15 protein-coding genes, 3 tRNA genes, 1 pseudogene and 1 CRISPR repeat array are annotated in these 17635 nt (G+C 33.2%); of the genes and pseudogenes, 4 read left to right on the top strand and 15 right to left on the bottom strand.

Annotated features, from left to right (window positions below; translation table 11 throughout):
• The 7 genes and pseudogenes from ACFX5D_RS15330 to ACFX5D_RS15300 all read right to left on the bottom strand — a co-directional run.
• Window positions 1–330: pseudogene (locus ACFX5D_RS15330) on the bottom strand (tyrosine-type recombinase/integrase); the annotation flags it as partial.
• A 236-nt stretch (window positions 331–566) separates the two neighbouring features.
• A CRISPR array of direct repeats spans window positions 567–2584; the repeat unit is 46 nt; unit sequence GTTGTGAATTGCTTTCAAAATTGTATTTTAGCTTATAATTCCCAAC.
• 116 nt (window positions 2585–2700) lie between these two features.
• Window positions 2701–3048, bottom strand: a complete 348-nt coding sequence (gene cas2, locus ACFX5D_RS15325; RefSeq protein WP_379859080.1) for a CRISPR-associated endonuclease Cas2 — start codon at window positions 3046–3048, stop codon at window positions 2701–2703.
• Window positions 3041–3937 (bottom strand): type II CRISPR-associated endonuclease Cas1, encoded by an 897-nt coding sequence (gene cas1 / locus ACFX5D_RS15320; protein ID WP_379859079.1) that lies wholly within the window; start codon window positions 3935–3937, stop codon window positions 3041–3043. The genes cas2 and cas1 overlap by 8 nt, the downstream gene beginning before the upstream one ends.
• Window positions 3934–8526 (bottom strand): type II CRISPR RNA-guided endonuclease Cas9, encoded by a 4593-nt coding sequence (cas9, locus tag ACFX5D_RS15315; protein WP_379859078.1) that lies wholly within the window; start codon window positions 8524–8526, stop codon window positions 3934–3936. The genes cas1 and cas9 overlap by 4 nt, the downstream gene beginning before the upstream one ends.
• A 347-nt stretch (window positions 8527–8873) precedes the next feature.
• Window positions 8874–8956 (bottom strand) — tRNA-Leu (locus tag ACFX5D_RS15310).
• Window positions 8957–8998: 42 nt separating this feature from the next.
• A tRNA-Lys gene (locus ACFX5D_RS15305) sits at window positions 8999–9071 on the bottom strand.
• A 37-nt stretch (window positions 9072–9108) separates the two neighbouring features.
• Window positions 9109–9181: transfer RNA gene (locus ACFX5D_RS15300), tRNA-Lys, on the bottom strand.
• A 126-nt stretch (window positions 9182–9307) separates the two neighbouring features.
• Here ACFX5D_RS15300 and ACFX5D_RS15295 point away from each other — a divergent pair.
• On the top strand, window positions 9308–9826 hold the full coding sequence (locus ACFX5D_RS15295; protein ID WP_379859077.1) for a shikimate kinase: 519 nt from the start codon (window positions 9308–9310) through the stop codon (window positions 9824–9826).
• Here ACFX5D_RS15295 and ACFX5D_RS15290 read toward each other — a convergent pair.
• Both ACFX5D_RS15290 and ACFX5D_RS15285 read right to left on the bottom strand, forming a co-directional pair.
• Window positions 9818–10318, bottom strand: a complete 501-nt coding sequence (locus tag ACFX5D_RS15290; protein ID WP_379859076.1) for a phosphoribosyltransferase family protein — start codon at window positions 10316–10318, stop codon at window positions 9818–9820. The two genes, ACFX5D_RS15295 and ACFX5D_RS15290, sit on opposite strands and share 9 nt — an antisense overlap.
• A gap of 32 nt (window positions 10319–10350) precedes the next feature.
• Window positions 10351–10740 carry an RNA-binding S4 domain-containing protein gene (locus ACFX5D_RS15285; RefSeq protein ID WP_379859075.1) on the bottom strand — a complete coding sequence of 130 codons (390 nt, stop codon included), beginning with the start codon at window positions 10738–10740 and terminating at the stop codon, window positions 10351–10353.
• Between the two features lie 79 nt (window positions 10741–10819).
• Between ACFX5D_RS15285 and ACFX5D_RS15280 the strand changes: the two genes are divergently transcribed.
• Window positions 10820–11794 (top strand): FKBP-type peptidyl-prolyl cis-trans isomerase, encoded by a 975-nt coding sequence (locus tag ACFX5D_RS15280; protein WP_379859074.1) that lies wholly within the window; start codon window positions 10820–10822, stop codon window positions 11792–11794.
• A 209-nt stretch (window positions 11795–12003) separates the two neighbouring features.
• Here the strand turns inward: ACFX5D_RS15280 and ACFX5D_RS15275 are convergent, their stop codons facing one another.
• From ACFX5D_RS15275 to ACFX5D_RS15255, 5 genes are all read right to left on the bottom strand, one after another.
• On the bottom strand, window positions 12004–12957 hold the full coding sequence (locus ACFX5D_RS15275) for a transketolase family protein (RefSeq protein WP_379859073.1): 954 nt from the start codon (window positions 12955–12957) through the stop codon (window positions 12004–12006).
• An 89-nt stretch (window positions 12958–13046) separates the two neighbouring features.
• Entirely contained in the window at window positions 13047–13901 is an 855-nt protein-coding gene (locus ACFX5D_RS15270; protein WP_379859072.1) for a transketolase, read from the bottom strand.
• A 212-nt stretch (window positions 13902–14113) separates the two neighbouring features.
• Window positions 14114–14683 carry a YciE/YciF ferroxidase family protein gene (locus ACFX5D_RS15265; protein ID WP_379859071.1) on the bottom strand — a complete coding sequence of 190 codons (570 nt, stop codon included), beginning with the start codon at window positions 14681–14683 and terminating at the stop codon, window positions 14114–14116.
• Window positions 14684–14858: 175 nt separating this feature from the next.
• Window positions 14859–15179 carry a rhodanese-like domain-containing protein gene (locus tag ACFX5D_RS15260; protein WP_379859070.1) on the bottom strand — a complete coding sequence of 107 codons (321 nt, stop codon included), beginning with the start codon at window positions 15177–15179 and terminating at the stop codon, window positions 14859–14861.
• Between the two features lie 4 nt (window positions 15180–15183).
• A complete protein-coding gene (locus ACFX5D_RS15255; RefSeq protein ID WP_379859069.1) occupies window positions 15184–15468 on the bottom strand; it encodes a rhodanese-like domain-containing protein in 285 nt (94 codons plus the stop codon).
• 400 nt (window positions 15469–15868) lie between these two features.
• Between ACFX5D_RS15255 and ACFX5D_RS15250 the strand changes: the two genes are divergently transcribed.
• On the top strand, window positions 15869–16246 hold the full coding sequence (locus ACFX5D_RS15250) for a hypothetical protein (RefSeq protein WP_379859068.1): 378 nt from the start codon (window positions 15869–15871) through the stop codon (window positions 16244–16246).
• Between the two features lie 4 nt (window positions 16247–16250).
• Here the strand turns inward: ACFX5D_RS15250 and ACFX5D_RS15245 are convergent, their stop codons facing one another.
• Window positions 16251–16667, bottom strand: coding sequence for a Rossmann-fold NAD(P)-binding domain-containing protein (locus tag ACFX5D_RS15245; RefSeq protein ID WP_379859067.1), 417 nt, complete (start codon window positions 16665–16667; stop codon window positions 16251–16253).
• A gap of 113 nt (window positions 16668–16780) precedes the next feature.
• Here ACFX5D_RS15245 and ACFX5D_RS15240 point away from each other — a divergent pair, with 113 nt between their 5' ends.
• Complete coding sequence (locus ACFX5D_RS15240; protein WP_379859066.1) at window positions 16781–17623, top strand: alpha/beta hydrolase; 843 nt, start codon at window positions 16781–16783, stop codon at window positions 17621–17623.
• The last annotated feature ends 12 nt before the right edge of the window (window positions 17624–17635 follow it).

Below are 17635 nucleotides of genomic sequence, written 5' to 3'. Positions count from 1 at the left end.
TCTTGCTTCCATACAACGAAGTCCACAACCGTAAAGCAAGCCAATCAGAATTCGGTGTTTGAGGAGTTTGGCGTTTTGCAACATCGCCCAAACTTCTTCTTTGCTCAAAACAACAGGAAGTTTTTTTTCGTGTTTTATCGAGGGTAATCGCAGGAATTCATACGGTAAGCCTTCGGATTTCAGCAAAAACCGAAGGCCATAAACGCAGTGTTTGAAATAGGTTTGCGAAGGGGTTTTTGACTTTTTTTGTTGATAAAACAAGTAGTCCTGTACCTGCTCGGAATCTAGTTCGGTAGGGATTTTACCAAAATAGAGTGAAATAGCCGCCACGTGACGGGAATAATTGTTAAAAGTACTTTGGCTCCGACCCAAGACCGATACGGTACGCTCAAAACGATCTAAAAGCTCCTCGAAACCGGGAACTTCTCGCTTGGCTTGATTCAGGATTTTGTTTTCTCTTAACGCATCGGGATGCTTTTTTTTGTAGTCATAATTTACGAATTTTAATTATCTTCGTAAGGTACAAAATCTCGGTAAGTGCTACCGAAGGTTTAGTTCAACAGCACGTTGTGAATTGCTTTCAAAATTGTATTTTAGCTTATAATTCCCAACTTAGCTCCCATAATAGGGAATAAAGTACCGTTGTGAATTGCTTTCAAAATTGTATTTTAGCTTATAATTCCCAACTGCTCCTACTTGGGATATGATCGTAGATGCGTTGTGAATTGCTTTCAAAATTGTATTTTAGCTTATAATTCCCAACTTACACTAAACTATAAAAAATGGCACAAACGTTGTGAATTGCTTTCAAAATTGTATTTTAGCTTATAATTCCCAACTTTACAATCTTTTTGTAAATGTCAGATATGTTGTGAATTGCTTTCAAAATTGTATTTTAGCTTATAATTCCCAACGTGTACTAAAAAAATATTCCTAACTTATTAGTTGTGAATTGCTTTCAAAATTGTATTTTAGCTTATAATTCCCAACGGGTTTTCGTCAAACGTTCTATCTTCCTGAGTTGTGAATTGCTTTCAAAATTGTATTTTAGCTTATAATTCCCAACTTGTCTTAAATACATATTGAGGGATCTCTTGTTGTGAATTGCTTTCAAAATTGTATTTTAGCTTATAATTCCCAACATTTCAAAAAGCGAAGTTACTGAACGATTAGTTGTGAATTGCTTTCAAAATTGTATTTTAGCTTATAATTCCCAACCTAACAGGCGCGCACTTCGCCTAACTCACGGTTGTGAATTGCTTTCAAAATTGTATTTTAGCTTATAATTCCCAACCTGACACTAATCTGCCGCAGGGAGCTGCTTGTTGTGAATTGCTTTCAAAATTGTATTTTAGCTTATAATTCCCAACCATCAGGCGCGCACTACACTCATCTCCACGGTTGTGAATTGCTTTCAAAATTGTATTTTAGCTTATAATTCCCAACAAATGACGCTTGTATTGTTGCCCCATTAGTGTTGTGAATTGCTTTCAAAATTGTATTTTAGCTTATAATTCCCAACAAATGCTGGTTGTCAGTTGGTAAAGCCTGTGTTGTGAATTGCTTTCAAAATTGTATTTTAGCTTATAATTCCCAACCTGAGCAGGTTTTTCTTTTGGGAATTTATCGTTGTGAATTGCTTTCAAAATTGTATTTTAGCTTATAATTCCCAACGAAGCGTATTTATATCGAAAACAACTCACTGTTGTGAATTGCTTTCAAAATTGTATTTTAGCTTATAATTCCCAACCCATTTTTTAATATAACTAATGCGTCACTTGTTGTGAATTGCTTTCAAAATTGTATTTTAGCTTATAATTCCCAACTGGCGCTGTAGATGGCGTGAAACCCAATGCGTTGTGAATTGCTTTCAAAATTGTATTTTAGCTTATAATTCCCAACTGGTTACTGCTGATTGTTGTGATTGAATACGTTGTGAATTGCTTTCAAAATTGTATTTTAGCTTATAATTCCCAACACATTCCTTTAAATCAAACAATATGCTTTCGTTGTGAATTGCTTTCAAAATTGTATTTTAGCTTATAATTCCCAACTGACAGGATCGACTGTAAAAATCATGTACAGTTGTGAATTGCTTTCAAAATTGTATTTTAGCTTATAATTCCCAACAAAGAATAAAATTTCCTGAAGCACCATCGGTTGTGAATTGCTTTCAAAATTGTATTTTAGCTTATAATTCCCAACCGGGTCCTAATTTGAGTGATGACGAAATCTGTTGTGAATTGCTTTCAAAATTGTATTTTAGCTTATAATTCCCAACCGGTTTCGTCGATTGCGTGAATAGGATTTGGTTGTGAATTGCTTTCAAAATTGTATTTTAGCTTATAATTCCCAACTAAAATAGAAGAACATTGATGGAAAGTTTGTTGTGAATTGCTTTCAAAATTGTATTTTAGCTTATAATTCCCAACAATGGATGGCAAAAGGAATCGTTTCGATGGGTTGTGAATTGCTTTCAAAATTGTATTTTAGCTTATAATTCCCAACTTTATGCTTCTGTTTCTATAGGCAAAGATTGTTGTGAATTGCTTTCAAAATTGTATTTTAGCTTATAATTCCCAACATACCGCGATGTAATCGTTTGATATGTTGGTAGTTATGGGTTTCTTCTGAAATAGAAAAGGAGTGGGTTTTAGGTATTGTTGTTCAGGTAGTTATACCTTTTTTTAATCCTGATGACTAAAATAATTCCAACTGTTGTGATGGTTTGTCTGTTTCTACTAATTTTTTTCCATAAAAAAGTTCCATCATCCCAAATTGTTTATCGGTTATTTGCATGACGCCAATTTTGCCGTGTTCGGGTAAGTTATTTTTTATTCTTTTGGTGTGTACTTCCGCATTTTCTCTGCTGGCACAAAATCGCATGTAGATTGAAAATTGAAACATAGAAAAGCCATCGTCTAATAATTTCTTACGAAATATACTGGCTATTTTGCGCTCTTTTCGCGTTTCCGTTGGCAGGTCAAAAAATACTAATATCCACAAACTTCTATATTGATTTAAACGGGTGTAATGTTCGTCATACATAAACGGGGTATAAAATTTTCCTTGCCGTTCCATCAAAACATTCGTGTAAGGAATGTGTGGTTCTACTCATGGCGACCATTAACGGACTGTTTTTTCCGTCAATAAAAACATCGATACTGGCTATACTCAATAATTGTTTTTTAATGTCAATGGTTAATTCTTCAAAAGTATCTTCAGTTTCCATGATATGACATACAATCAAGTCGACATACGGGCGATACGGTTCCATAATATCATCAGCAAGGCAATACGCATTGTATTTGTTGCGATGAAAAATGCCTAAAGTAGGCAGCATGCCAGAACTAACAATAGCTCGTGCGGTAATAGCCCTTAGAATGGCATAACCATAATTCAACAGATTATTAGGAGCGATTCCTTTTTGTCCTCTGGTAAAATTTTCTATTTTGATGAGATTTGGCCAATAATAAACAGCTGCTCTGGATTCGTGATTGAGTGCATCTCCCGAAGTAACTTCCTTTGCCCAAAGCTCCATTTTTCGGCACGGAATTCCTTTTTCTTTGAGCAATCCTGCTTGGTTTATAATTTTAGCACTAATGGTTTGTTGCCATAAATTCTTTTTGAGTGGGGCAGAAGCATTAATTTGGTTTTTGAACCGTTCCGATTGTTCCGTATGACCATTCAAAGGCATTAACAAACCAATGGGCAAATGGTATTGGTCGCAATTGATTAACGCCACATTATTATGAATTAGTTTTTCCAGCAAACCATTGGTAATCGTGATTTGTTGATTTTCTAGAACGATAACCCCAATATCTTCTATAGCCACAGTTTTGGTCTCTTGTTCCTTGTAAGGATAAGAGATTACAATTTGCTCGTTTTTGGTGCTCAAATAAGCGGGATTACCAAAGAAAAGGGTTCGTTTTATCATCGAATTATTCCTTTAATCTTTCCAAGTCTATTAACTTCAAGTTTTAAACAAAATTCTTTTATTGATTCTTTGTCAAGAGTAAATTCTACTTTATTTAACAAAGAGAATTCCATTTTATCTACAATTGAAGTTGCAATATTATTAGGAATCGCATACAATCGATTTCCAGTAAAACTCACAGATTTATATACTCTTTGTACTTGCTCTTTTGATAATTTATCAAAATTAAGAAGAGTTAAGTTTTCCATTTCATCTTCTGTTGGTATATAAACTAAATCATTTGGAGAAAGAGTAAATAAAAGACGATTTCCGTTTTTATCTATTTCTAGTGAAGAACTTAATCCTTGTTTTTGCCTTTCAACTACTTCATTGAAAGGAATGGTTGTATAATTTCGTTTCCCGTTTTCATCTTGATAGATTGCAAAAAACAAATTTGTTCCTTTTGCAGCTTCTACGTATTTATCAGCTTTATTTCCTGTTTGACCTAAACTAAATTTACCTCCCTCTTCAAAAACTCTGACTTTTTTTATTGGTTGATGTTTTTTGTTATTATTTAATGCTGTAATATTTTTGTTTAAATCATCTAAACCATTTTCAGAAAAAGCAATTTCGTGAGCGGGGATTTTTTTGCCATTTTCACCAATAGTATTTTGATACATTTCTTGTTGAAGATGTTTTAATAGAATTTTTTTTATTCCTGTATCCGTTATTTTTTCAATTTTCTTTTCATCGAAAGTGATGTCAAGTGTTTTTCGGGTAGCAGTAGCTTGTATGGTTTCATAGACCTGAACTTTGTCAATAGCTTTTCTATCAATCATTACGGGGAAAGATTTGAGGTGTTTTTTTAATCCCTCACGATTGTTTGGATATTGTTTTATTTTAACTGCAAGTTGTTTTTTAACTTCCTTATCTACTATCAATTCTATTTGGTCAATTGCATTTGCAATAGTAATATGGCTTTGTTTAATTCGCTTTAAAAACACTTTTCCACTTACCGTTTCTGCGTGCATTGGTTTCCTAATTGCCCAGTTATCTCCTTTTGTTTGTTTGGTAGTGATTTTTTTCATTGCACCATCTTCTTCTTTCCAAACTTGATGCTTATTTACCGTTTTATTGATAACTCTAGAGTTTTGTTTGAAACTGATAATGGTTTGATTTAGTTCATCTTCTGCTTTTTTTGTAAAATTCTCCCAAGGCTTGTGGAATTCCCATTTATAATTTCCATTTGCGTCAGGTTTGGTTTTGAAACAGATTTTGTTTCTTAATTCGTGTTTGATAGTTTTGTCATTTTCACCTTTAGCATTTAGATTATTTAAATAGTTGATATGTGTCCTATTTATACAAGCAATTACTAAGGCGTCTAAAGCGTGATGGCGATGGTCAATCCTCTTTTTAGAAAATCCTTTTGCAATTTCATCTGGTACTGTGGTTTGAAAAACTTGTTTTCCACTATTTCCAAATTCATCTTTTTTAAGTTCTAATTTACCAAAATCACTAGAATTAGTTATTGCATTTAAACGTTCAAAACGCGGTGTAACAAGTTTATTCCAAACGTCATTCAAACCCCAATCTTGCTTCATTTTTGAAGTAATAGAGCCATTTAAGGAAACGATATTTTTTGAAGTTACTTCTTGTTCATCTTCCTCTCGAACTATTTTACTTAAAAGATTCTTTACAATTTTACTGATGTATTTGGTGTCATTTAATTGTCTTTCGATAAATTTTTCTGGAATTTCTTCACTCAACAATCTCTTTTGCTTGTTTTTATTTTTGCTGTAATAGCTATTTATGTGTTGGTTATAAGCTTCTTTAGTGAATATTTTAACTGTCTTTCCACCAGTTAAGGTTATAATTCTATCTTCGTTTTTTAGAATAAATTCTAATGCGGTCATATTTCCTTTCAAGTCATTTACTTCGGATTCGCAAATGACCTTGTTTGCTAACGAATCATCGAATAATCTGGATTGCGGAATAATGTGTTCGATTTGGTATTTGGTTGTAAACAAGTCACTTAATGGAATTAACTTTCCAGTGTAAGGCGAAATATATCCTTGTTCCAGCCAAAGTTTATATTTGTTAATTTCAGAAGTTGTTGGTTTCGAATTTTTCCTTATTTTATCAACTTCTTCTAGTTTTTCTTTTCTATTTTCGCTGCTATAAATACCTTCTTCGTATATTTTTAAAATCTCTTGCTGGCTTGGAGAATATGGACGAACATGGCTTATTCCATCATTTTTTAATTCCGTTAAAATGGCTTTGATTCGTAAATTGGTGTTTTCGTTTTGAGAAATCTGTTTAGTCATTCTTTCACGAGTTGCTTTATCATTTTTCATCTCACGTCCTAACTCAATATGAATTTCGTCAAAGAAATTTTCTTTTCCTTCTCCATAATGTTGCCAAATATCTTTTACTACTCGTAAAGTTTCTGTAATAACTTGCTCTACTATTGGATTTCGGAGTGAATGTTGTTTGAAATCGTACTTTAAAAAGTGTTCAATATCTGCGGGAGTTTTCCATTTTGAAATGTCACTAGCTTCGCTGTGTCTGTCATATATTAAATACGATGCCTGATGCATATTTAAATCTTTATTGAATTCATTACAATTTATAAAACTTTTTAAAACTTGTTTTGGAATATCGCTGTCAGATACTTTTTCAAGAATTGATACATCATAATTTATAGATTCCAATCTTTCTTTAATGACACTAATTTTGTCAGTGACTCTATCAGAAATTGCATCTTGATTCCAAGTTTTATCTCTTCTCATTAACGTCAATAACTTCTTTATTGCTTTTTCAGAATAAGAGCCATAATCTTTTTTATAAGGTTTTAATTTTGAAAAATTTGCTATAAATTCATTAGATAAATTATGTTTTTTTGCAAAAGTTGTAATTGCTTTTATGATTTCAATTTTATCAGTAACAGAATATAAAATATGCCATAAATCTTGGGTGTTTTTGGCATCAAAAAAAGATCTGTCTACATCAATTTTTGCAACTGCATTCAAAAACTGATTTCTTGTTTCGTTGCAAGGATAGATTTTGTCTTCTACAAAATTCCATCTGAATTTATCTTGTTTTAATTTGAATTTCGGGTAAGCTAAAAATTGTTTTTGACTAATTTCAGCTTTATCATTTAGCCAGTCAAATAATTCAACTATATCCTCTTCCGTTTTTAAATAATCAATCGTTACATCAATGTCATCGACTATTTCTTTTTTGTAAATTTTAAGGTTTTTTACAAATTGTAATAATCGGAATTCTTGAAAAATAGGATTTGATTTTGCAATACATTTTAAAGGTTTTAAAACTTGTTGTCCATTAACATCTTTCACTAAAGTACCTTTTTTGTTTTTAATGGGACTAAATTCTAGACTACAATCACTAATTAATGAAGTTTTGCTTTTAAGAGGACGTTGATAAAAGATAATATCATCCAAAAACAAATATTCAAAACCTCTGTCTTTGATGTTGTTTTTATGAGAATCATTATGTTTGTACAATTCATCAATACATTTTTTATAAAGATTTCTATCTGTTAAAATAGATGAATGAAATTCGATCTGGGTTTTAAGAATTTTCGAGATTTCATCTTTATAGAATTTTCTTTCAATCGTTCGAACTAATTCCCCTTTTATTTTTTGATTTGGATTTTTCAAAAGTTCATCGTAGATGTAAGAACCAACCGATTTTCCACTTTGATTTATTGTTTGTTCAGTTCTGATTTTTATTAATCCCCAATCGTCTTCTTTTGGAGATCTAAAACTTCTCTTTTCTTCATTGTCTTTATTTAGTTTTACAGTTCCGTCATCATTTAGTTCGGTAGTTACAATGAAATTCTTTTGTTTACCAACCCAGTTAAATAATGCGATTTTGCTTTCACGTTTATAAATCCAACCGTTTGCAAGTATTACATTATACCATATGCCAGATTTTCCTTTTTCTCTTTCAATTACATTAACAACTTTAAGGGTATGGAACTCCTCTAATTTATTTTTGGTTTCTTCTTGTTCCTCGCCACGTAGTTGATAATACCCTCTTTTTTGATTGAAGTTTAGCAATATCCAGGCAAGTTCTTCTTTACTTATTTTTTCTGTTAATGCTTTTTTTCTTAAATAGTAGATTGTCCAATCATAAGGAACTTGTTTTAATTCAGGATTTATTAATTTGAATTCAGAAAGCATTTCTTGATGGCTTTCCAAAAATAAAAATTGGTTCTTACCGCTTTCATTTTTATAAAAAGATAATTTTTCTTCTCTTTCAGACTTAAATTGTCCAAAGCGTTTATCAAAATCTATTGATTCGGAGTAATGTTTAGGTAAAAAATCAAGAATGTTCAGGACTCTATGAATTCGTTCTCTTCTTAATAAAAAGCGTTGAACTAATCTTCTTGTTCCTCTATATTTTGTTCTTTCAGCAGTTTGAGATATTGATACTCCGCTGTCAAATTTTCCTAATACATCTTGACTCATGGGAATTATTCTACTTCCCAAGCCTTCAATACTCCCTAATTTATTATCAAAGTCATTATTCGTTAGTGCCCAGCCAATACTATTTGTTCCTAAATCTAAACCTAATATTTTTTTCATTACGCATTGCTTTTTAGTAGCTCGAAACTTACGGATAAAATAATTAACTCCTTTACGGGAAACCTCAATCGAACATCAGAACTTTTGTTGTATACTTGCAGTACAATTTTGAAGCAATTCACAATAAGGATTATTCCGTTGTGAAAACATTTAAAGCGGCATCCTTACGGTTGTCGCTTTTTTTTTGATATTTTTGAAAGAAACTGGATAGATGAAAAAAAATAAAAATAGAAAAAACCTATACCGTGTAAAGTATAGGTTTTTTCAAGAATTACATTGCCAAAAAAATATGGTGTAGCAATGGTGTAGCAAAATCAACGTTAGCCCTATTAAACAGGCTTTAAAAGTGACCACGGTGGGATTTGAACCCACACGCCCTTGCGAGCACCAGCCCCTCAAGCTGGCAAGTCTACCGTTTCTCCACGTGGCCTAAAAAAAGAAAAGGTCAAGTAATAAATTACTCAACCTTTTGTGACCCGACTGGGGCTCGAACCCAGGACCCCATCATTAAAAGTGATGTGCTCTACCAACTGAGCTATCGAGTCAATGCTTCAAGGAAATTATGTGTTGATCACAGATTTGTGACCCGACTGGGGCTCGAACCCAGGACCCCATCATTAAAAGTGATGTGCTCTACCAACTGAGCTATCGAGTCATATTCTTTCCTTGAATGCGGGTGCAAATATAAGGACTTTATTTGAAGTTTTGCAAGCATTTTTATTATAAATTTGTCTTTTTTTAACAATAAATCTTAACGCCTTAATTTATAAGGTTTTATTCCATGAGAAAAATTATATTATTAGGCTATATGGGTTGCGGGAAGTCCACTATTGCCAAAACACTATCTAGAATCATTAGAATGCCGTTCGTAGATTTAGATGAATATATCGAAGAAAAAACAAATTTGTCCATAAATGCTATTTTTGAAAAGCACGGCGAAATTTATTTTCGCAAAGTAGAGCATGAGTCTTTTCTCGAATTATTAAATTCTTCGGAGGCCATGATTATTGGTCTTGGAGGAGGAACGCCTTGTTATGCCAACAATCATGAGTTGTTAAAAGGAGAAAATGTATTGTCAGTATATTTGAGAGCTTCGATAGAAACGTTATTTAACAGATTGTCTGCCAATAAAAGTAAAAGACCCCTTATCGCCAACAAAAATGAGGAGGAGATGAAGGAGTTTATTGCAATGCATCTTTTTGAAAGAAGTTTTTATTACAATCAGGCACAGTATAAAGTGAATGTAGATAATAAAACCATTGATCAGGTTGTTCTTGATATTGTTAGTGTTTTAGCTTAAATACGCATAGCTAGTGCCATCTTCATCAAAAACGACTTGGACATGTTCCAGTAAGGATGTAGAAAGGGATATTCCTTTAAAATCGGCTTTTACCGGATATTTTTTGTGGTTTCTGTCGATAAGAACTGCAGTTTTGAATTTTTTCAACGGAACATCTATAAAATGTCGTACTGCGTATATCAAGGTAGTGCCGGAGTTTAACACATCATCAACAAGAACCAACCCTTTGTTAGAATAGTTTTCTTTTGACAAAGAGGTGTGAATGGGTAATTCCGGATTTTGTTTATTGATTTGAACTTCACAAAGTGACACTTTAAGCGAAGAAATGGTTTGCAAAGCCTGGGCAATCTTTTTGGCAAAAATAAAACCGTTGGTCGCAATTCCTGCAATGACAATTTCTTCTTCGTCTACAAATGTTTCGTAGATTTGGTAGGCAATTCTTTTTATTTTATGCTCAATTTCCTGATTCGTTAAGATGATATTTTTATTCATTGTTTTGGTTTAAAGTTTTAGAAATGTATTTACTAATCTGCATCTTCGTCATTCACGATTTCATTCCCAAATTCGTCGATGTCTCTCCTATCTTTTTTAGTAGGTCTTCCAGTACCATTTTTTCGGTAATGTTCTTTAGACAGTTTCAAAAGTTCTAAATGTTGATAGGTTTCGGCAGGAGTGTCGTTTCTTCGATAGATGTCAACGAGTTTAGCCCCGATACGATTTTCTGGAATATCTAGTACGGTAATAATTTGAGTAATTTGATCCTTTCGAAAGGTGATTTTATCGGTAGGGAAAACTTCCTTTGAAGGCTTGGCAACCAGCCCATTTACTGTGATATGGTTCTTTTTACAAGCTTCGGTAACCATATTCCGTGTCTTATAATATCGGACACACCATAAATATTTATCTATTCTCATAAATTTTCTAAAATCGGAGTTAAATAGTTTACAAAAATCAATCAATATTGTATCTTGCGCACTTAAAAAATTAGCAATAATGAACAAATTTAAGTATTATTTTATTTTATCAATTACAACAATCTCTTTATTTTCGTGTTCAAAGAATGATACTCCTGCAATTGAGCCTCTTAGAGATCATGCAATACAATATGCTAGCGATAATACTGACATAGAAGAATATTTAAAAACAAATTATATTACCGTTGTTAATCATCCTGGATTTACAGATGATCAGGATATTTCAATTGTAAAGATTCCTGTAGGTGGAACTCAAAAATCGATCTGGGATCAAACTATCTACGAGTTAAAGAGCAGAAACATAAGTCTTCACGATATTACTTATAAGATGTATTATTTAGTATTAAGAAACGGTACGGGAACTGCACCCTGCAATTTAGACGGTGTATTAACGTCTTATAAAGGGGAATATTTGGAACGCATAACGGCATCAGGAGTTACTACATTAACTGCAACTCCATTTGAGGAAGTTAAGAATCCACAACAGATGATAAGTTTAGCCAGTGTTATCACAGGATGGAGCGAAATTTTCCCCCAATTCAAAACAGGTACTTATGCATCAAATGGTGACGGGACTGTGACTTATAATGATTTTGGGGCTGGGGTAATGTTTATTCCTTCAGGATTAGCCTATTATTCCAGTGGAAAGGGAACAATTCCATCTTATGCTCCACTTGTATTTGGTTTTAAATTATTTGAAATCCAACGATTGGATCAAGATAACGATGGGATTCCGTCTTATCAAGAAGACATCAATGGAGACGGTTATATGAGAGTTCTAGCAACTGGTGTTGTCAATCCTGATGATTCAGATGGTGATGGTATTCCTAATTTCTTAGATGTAGATGATGATGGTGATGGCTACGGTACAAAAATTGAAATCAAAAATCCTGCAACGGGATTGTCTTATCCATTTGTTAGTATCCCAAGTTGTGATGGAAATACAACAGCTGTTGCAAGAATTAAAAAGCATTTAGATAAAAACTGTCATTAATAAAAATAAGTTTTAAATTAGGAATCCAGTTCAATTGAACTGGATTTTTTTTTGTAGTACGAAATTGAATTTGAAGGATATTAAATCATTATATCACATAAAATGTCGACTCGTCTTTTAGAGAAACGAAGCTTCAAACTAAAAAAATGACATAAAAAAATCCCATTCGCCATAAAGCGAATAGGATTCATTATTTATATAGAGAAAAACTATTTTCTTTTAATAACTCTTTCTACCGCTTCAACAATCGCTTGATTGTTTAGTTTGTATTTCTCCATTAACTGTTCTGGTGTTCCAGATTCTCCAAAGCTGTCATTTACCGCAACAAACTCTTGTGGAGCTGGTTGATGCAATGCTAATACTCTAGAAACGCTTTCGCCAAGACCACCAAGAATGTTGTGCTCTTCAGCAGTAACAATACATTTTGTTTTAGCTAATGATTTCAAAATTGCTTCTTCATCAAGAGGTTTGATAGTATGAATGTTGATTACTTCAGCTGAAATACCTTTTGCTTCCAAAGCTTCTGCAGCGATCAAAGCTTCCCAAACTAAATGTCCTGTAGCAACAATGGTTACATCAGTACCTTCAGTTAAAAGAATTGCTTTACCAATTACGAAAGGTTCATCAGCTGGCATAAAGTTAGGAACAACCGGACGACCAAAACGCAAGTAAGCAGGACCATGATGATCCGCTAATGCTAATGTAGCCGCTTTAGTTTGATTGTAATCACAAGTATTGATTACGGTCATTCCAGGTAGCATTTTCATTAATCCTATGTCTTCAAGGATTTGGTGTGTTGCACCATCTTCACCAAGAGTTAATCCGGCATGTGACGCACAAATTTTCACGTTTTTCTCAGAATAAGCAACGGATTGACGGATTTGATCGTAAACTCTTCCCGTAGAAAAGTTAGCGAAAGTTCCTGTGAAAGGAATTTTTCCTCCAATAGTTAAACCCGCTGCAATTCCAATCATGTTTGCTTCAGCAATACCAATTTGGAAAAAACGCTCTGGATGATTTTTCTTGAAATCGTCAAATTTCAATGAACCAATTAAATCCGCACAAAGTGCCACAACATTTTCATTTTTTTGACCTAGTTCAGTCATTCCCGCTCCAAAACCCGAACGAGTATCTTTACTTCCTGTATTTGTATATTTTTTCATTTTTCAATTTAAAGATTGAAATGATTTAAGAATTTAAAAATTAGGTGTTTCACCACCACTAATTTATAATTCAAAATTCATAATTATTTTTAGTAGTCTGAATTGCCTCCAGTATTATAATTTTGTCCTAAAGCATTGTCAAGTTGCGCATCATTTGGTGCTTTACCGTGCCAAGCGTGAGTATTCATCATAAAATCTACTCCGTTACCCATTTCAGTATGTAACAATACACAAACCGGTTTTCCTTTTCCAGTTCTTGATTTAGCCTCTGTCATACCTGCAATAATAGCTTCAAGGTCGTTTCCTTTTTCAATTTCCAGAACATCCCAATCAAATGCTTCAAATTTCGCACGAATACTTCCCATTGCTAAAACTTCATCAGTAGTACCGTCAATTTGTTTTCCGTTTAAATCGATTGTGGCAATAAGATTGTCTACTTTTTTTGCAGAAGCATACATGATCGCTTCCCAGTTTTGACCTTCTTGTAATTCACCATCACCGTGAAGCGTGTAAATAATATGCTTGTCGCCGTTTAATTTTTTAGCTTGAGCAGCTCCAATCCCTACTGATAATCCTTGTCCAAGAGAACCAGACGCAATTCTTACTCCTGGTAAACTGTCATGAGTAGTTGGGTGTCCTTGTAATCTAGAATTAATCAAACGGAAAGTTGCTAATTCCGATACTGGAAAATAACCGCTTCTCGCTAAAACGCTATAGAAAACTGGAGAAATGTGTCCGTTTGAAAGAAAGAAAAGATCTTCTCCTATACCGTCCATATCAAATCCTTCTTTGCGTTCCATTAAATTTTGGTACAAGGTTACAAGAAATTCAGTACAACCTAGAGAACCTCCTGGGTGACCTGAATTGACAGCGTGAACCATTCGAAGAATGTCTCTTCTGACTTGGATAGTTAAATCGTTTAATTGTTGTGTGTTAGGCTTCATTTTGTGTGTAAAAGTTAAACTGTTGCAAATGTAATTTTTATTTAGGGTTACCACAAACGTTTTTTCAATATTTAATGCACAATGAGTTACCGCTTTGGTTTGGTTGAATTATGAATTTAAATGGTAAGTATCAAAAAAAAAAGCCTGCGCAAGCAGGCTTTTTAGCAGATAGAGAAGCAGTAATAAATACGTCTCTCCAGTTAAATTTTGTTTTAAGTATTTGTAATTACATCCGCTTTAAAAGCTTGTCTGTTGATCGCAGACATAGCGATTCCAGTTAATATAGCATCCGTTTTTTTCTCTTCATTAAGGTTCATAGCCAGCAATTCTGCCGCTTTATTTTCACCTATAGTTTTAGCAAAAGCATGTAAAGTTCCATAGGTTGCAATTTCATAGTGTTTTACCTTTTGATCCGCAGCAATAATCCCTGCATCACGTACCATACCAATATCAGTTTCTTTAATTAGATTATTAGTCTCTTTCAATATACCTTGCATGGCATCACATTTTTTTGCTGTTGGCGCAATACCGGTTACTTCAAATATTTTTTCCAGACGGGATACGTGTTCGTGCGTCTCCGTTAATTGGTTTTTTAGAGAGTTAACTAATTCTGGGGATGATGCATTTTTCACCATTTTTGGCAATGTTTTAGTCAATACTTTTTCTGCCCAATAAATGTCTTTTAATCCAACTTCAAATAAATCTCTCAATCCATGTGATGCATTTGATTTTGCTTGTACATCTCCTTTATAAGGTTCGTTTTTACTAATTTCTGGTCTCATGATTGTTTTTTTTTAAATTACTTTTGTAAGTACTACTAAATTTGATACTTTTTCTTACAAACTCATAACTTACTTTTTTAATGCTTTAAAATTAAACAAACTATGTTTTAATCAATTGTTAATTAACTAATTGTAAATACGAATAGTATGATTTTTTAAAAAAATAACGTGTTTGTTAACTTCCAATCTTGGTTCTCAAACTGCTCCAGCCTCCACCATTATACACTTGTGAGTAGCCATTTGATTTCAAAATATTTTTAGCCGAAGCACTTCTCATTCCCGAGGCGCAACACGTAATAATAGTCTGATTTTTATCTTTTAGTTTAGGCAGGTTGTTACTTAAAGTATCTACAGGAATATTTATAGAATTGCTAATATGTCCGCCTGCGTATTCTCCCTTGCTCCGTACGTCCAGAATAATAGCTCCTTGTTTTACTAAAGCAGTGAAGTCCATTTTTGGTCCAAAACCAAATAATTTTTTTAATGTGTTGATCATTTTGTTAACTGTTTTTTGATTGAATATAATTTACATCTAACCAGGAACCGCCATTGTAACATTCGATTCCATGTTCATTCAGAAAAAGCTGTGCCTGCCCGCTGCGGTTTCCGGATGCGCAACAAAGTACCAGAGGTGCCTTAAGATTTTGTAGTTCCTCTACTCGTTTCGGAATTTCGTTCAGTGGTATATTGATGGAATCAACTATATGACCGCCCATAAATTCTTCATGGGAGCGCACATCTACGATGGTGCCTTGTTTTTCTTTAATGATCGTTTCTATTTTCATTGTCATATTTTTTTTAATTATTGATTTAAAATTTACTAGTTATAAAATTATGTAATTTAAATTTTATAACGCAAAAGTACTATGTTGATAAGCAGGTGTCAGTAACTTTTGTTACACTAGAAAACTTTTTTTTGCCATCGAAAGCTATATTTTTTGGGAATGATCGGGTGTTAATCGATGAAAAAATAACCCAAAATACTGCCAATTAACTTTTTATTAATCAACTGTTTCGATATAATTTTGTACATTACTTTAAGTTAATTGGTTTTTTAATCCTAAATACTCTCATTCGACTTTTCGTATTTTTAAAGATTTTTCCTGATTTTGTACAAAGGAATTTCTTCTATAATACGCTTTATGAACTTTTAAAATAAAAGTATTAATAAAATAAATAAATATTATGTCAGAAAAAAACAAAAAACAGTTTGGTGTTTGGATGGATTCCGAACACGCATCTATTGTAGGCAGGGAAAATGTAGACACAGGTGATTTCGTAATTTTAGCTCATGAAAAAGTAGATCCTCAAGTGCGTAATTCAAGTGAAAATGCAGCGAATAATGCGGAAAGAGATTCACTTCACAAGTTATTCAAAAACATTACTGCTCACATGCAAAATGTAGATGAACTGCATGTAACAGGACCTGGAGTTGCACAAGAGCAATTTATTAAATATTTGCACGAAACTCCACAGTACAAAAATGTTGAAGCAAAAGAAAGTACTGCTAATAAAATGAGTGATGATAGTTTGATTGAATATGTAGCCGCAAAATTCAATTAATTTTTTAGATAAATGCAAAAGCGGCTTTATTAATTTTAAAGCGGCTTTTTTTTTCAAAACTTAAAAATAATTTTTTAGTGTTGTAGGCTTGCTTCCTTAAATGTTTTGGTTTAAAAATGAAAATTGGAATAACATTATTACCTTCGTTTGAAATGATACATTGTCGAACATACGCCCATGACTTTGCCTTAAAACCAAGCAAAAAACTAAGTAGGACTACCCATCGGAAAAATTGAACAAAACCAACGCTCCATGGTATACTTAAAAAAAAGCGTTGGTGCTCAATTGCAGTAATAATTTTTTGGGCAACTTTATCCGGATTTAAAGTAGGTACTACTGATTTTACGACGTCAAACATTCCTGTGTTGATATAGTAAGGAGTGAAAGTCCTGACACCAGCGTTCTTCTTTAGTTGTTTCATTTCCAGTCACAAACTATCTGACCACCCAATTACGGACCATTTGCTAAAGAAAAAACTTTAACAGCATTGGTAAATGGAAATTTAAGAAATCTTATATTCGTAAAAAAAAGAAAATGCGTTTATCTTTTACTGTAATAGTTTTATTATCTGGTTTTTTGTTTGTGGGTTGCGTTAGTAAAAAGTTTACAGATGTTTCTTACTTAAAGGTATCGACAGTCGCTACTGTTGAATCTACTTCTAAATTGAATGTTTTTGTACCTCGAAACTCTAAATCAAAACGACTTCCGGTCCTAATTTTTGTACACGGAGGAAACTGGAATAGCGGAAGAAAAGGAACTTATGATTTGTTAGGGAGGAATTTTGCACGTAAAGGCGTTATTACTGTTATTCCAGATTATACTTTGAGTCCTAATGCAAATTATCATGGTATGGCACAGGAAGTAGCTCAAGCGATCCAATGGACAAAAAACAATATTATCAAGTACAATGGGAATCCAAATTCGATTTACGTCACAGGGCACTCGGCAGGTGGTCATCTTGTAGCTCTGGCGGTAATGAATCCTAAATATGGAATTGATTCAGCGGAGATATCCGGAATAATATTAAACGATGCAGCCGGGCTAGACATGAAAAAATATTTAGAAGAAAACCCCCCTACTGCGACAGAGGATTACATAACTACCTGGACTACAATTCCTGCAAAATGGAAAGATGCCTCTCCAATTTATTTTCTAAATAAAAACACGCCTCCTTTTTTAATTTATGTAGGGGATAAAACATATTCTTCGATTAAAGTAGGGAATAATCGTTTCTTGAGCGCACTTCATTCTTTTCAACCTCAAGTTATTCCAATTGCCTTAAATAAAAAACATATACCTATGGTGTTGCAGTATTTTTGGCCATGGAGCGACCGCTTTGAGGAGGTTACAAATTTCATGAAATTGGAAAAAAAATAACAAACTATTGCG

Source organism: Flavobacterium fructosi, assembly GCF_042787335.1.
GTDB lineage: Bacteria > Bacteroidota > Bacteroidia > Flavobacteriales > Flavobacteriaceae > Flavobacterium > Flavobacterium fructosi.
This window is presented reverse-complemented; position numbering and strand designations above follow the sequence as displayed.

What these genes read in the sequence shown, in the direction of transcription:
- cas2 (WP_379859080.1), bottom strand. Translation starts at nt 3,048, where the DNA reads ATGTATGACGAACATTACACCCGTTTAAATCAATATAGAAGTTTGTGG.
- cas1 (WP_379859079.1), bottom strand. Translation starts at nt 3,937, where the DNA reads ATGATAAAACGAACCCTTTTCTTTGGTAATCCCGCTTATTTGAGCACC.
- cas9 (WP_379859078.1), bottom strand. Translation starts at nt 8,526, where the DNA reads ATGAAAAAAATATTAGGTTTAGATTTAGGAACAAATAGTATTGGCTGG.
- ACFX5D_RS15295 (WP_379859077.1), top strand. Translation starts at nt 9,308, where the DNA reads ATGAGAAAAATTATATTATTAGGCTATATGGGTTGCGGGAAGTCCACT.
- ACFX5D_RS15290 (WP_379859076.1), bottom strand. Translation starts at nt 10,318, where the DNA reads ATGAATAAAAATATCATCTTAACGAATCAGGAAATTGAGCATAAAATA.
- ACFX5D_RS15285 (WP_379859075.1), bottom strand. Translation starts at nt 10,740, where the DNA reads ATGAGAATAGATAAATATTTATGGTGTGTCCGATATTATAAGACACGG.
- ACFX5D_RS15280 (WP_379859074.1), top strand. Translation starts at nt 10,820, where the DNA reads ATGAACAAATTTAAGTATTATTTTATTTTATCAATTACAACAATCTCT.
- ACFX5D_RS15275 (WP_379859073.1), bottom strand. Translation starts at nt 12,957, where the DNA reads ATGAAAAAATATACAAATACAGGAAGTAAAGATACTCGTTCGGGTTTT.
- ACFX5D_RS15270 (WP_379859072.1), bottom strand. Translation starts at nt 13,901, where the DNA reads ATGAAGCCTAACACACAACAATTAAACGATTTAACTATCCAAGTCAGA.
- ACFX5D_RS15265 (WP_379859071.1), bottom strand. Translation starts at nt 14,683, where the DNA reads ATGAGACCAGAAATTAGTAAAAACGAACCTTATAAAGGAGATGTACAA.
- ACFX5D_RS15260 (WP_379859070.1), bottom strand. Translation starts at nt 15,179, where the DNA reads ATGATCAACACATTAAAAAAATTATTTGGTTTTGGACCAAAAATGGAC.
- ACFX5D_RS15255 (WP_379859069.1), bottom strand. Translation starts at nt 15,468, where the DNA reads ATGAAAATAGAAACGATCATTAAAGAAAAACAAGGCACCATCGTAGAT.
- ACFX5D_RS15250 (WP_379859068.1), top strand. Translation starts at nt 15,869, where the DNA reads ATGTCAGAAAAAAACAAAAAACAGTTTGGTGTTTGGATGGATTCCGAA.
- ACFX5D_RS15245 (WP_379859067.1), bottom strand. Translation starts at nt 16,667, where the DNA reads ATGAAACAACTAAAGAAGAACGCTGGTGTCAGGACTTTCACTCCTTAC.
- ACFX5D_RS15240 (WP_379859066.1), top strand. Translation starts at nt 16,781, where the DNA reads ATGCGTTTATCTTTTACTGTAATAGTTTTATTATCTGGTTTTTTGTTT.